Genomic DNA, 521 nt, shown 5'->3' with positions numbered 1-521 from the left:
GGGGGTGTCAGAAATTCCGTGTTCAAGGCGGGGTTGAGAATCACACGGATGGCCGACTGAATCGGTCTTCGTAAAGTATAGCGAACTGATTCATCGCCACCTTCCAATCATGCGCGGCGCGGCTCCAATCGGCGGTGATATTGCGCAGCGCCAGCCAGATCAGCTTGGTTGCCGCTTCATCGCTCGGGAAGTGGCCTCGGGTTTTAATGATCTTACGTAACTGCGAGTTAATGCTCTCTATGGCGTTCGTGGTGTAAATCACCTTACGCACTCCCGGTGGAAACGCAAAGAACGGAATCACACGATCCCAAGCGCTGCGCCAGGCGGCGCAGACCGTCGGGAACTTCTGCCCCCACGGGCCGACGGCAAACGCGTCGAGTTCGGCTTGTGCAGCCTCCGCGCTAGGTGCCGTATAAATCGGGCGAATCGCCGCAGCCAGCGACTTACGTTCCTTCCAGCTCGCGTAATCGAGACTGTTGCGGATCAGATGGACGATACAGGTCTGTAGCGTGGTCGCCGGA

General features: G+C 58.0%; 1 protein-coding gene. It reads right to left on the bottom strand.

What is annotated here, in order from left to right:
• Positions 1-40 precede the first annotated feature (40 nt).
• The coding region (locus tag RZR99_RS33055; RefSeq protein ID WP_323123861.1) for a transposase at positions 41-521 on the bottom strand (481 nt) is incomplete at its 5' end.

The organism is Burkholderia alba (assembly GCF_034721475.1).
Lineage (GTDB): Bacteria > Pseudomonadota > Gammaproteobacteria > Burkholderiales > Burkholderiaceae > Burkholderia > Burkholderia alba.
Note: the sequence above shows the minus strand (reverse complement) of the source record. Positions and strands in the feature narration are given on the sequence as shown.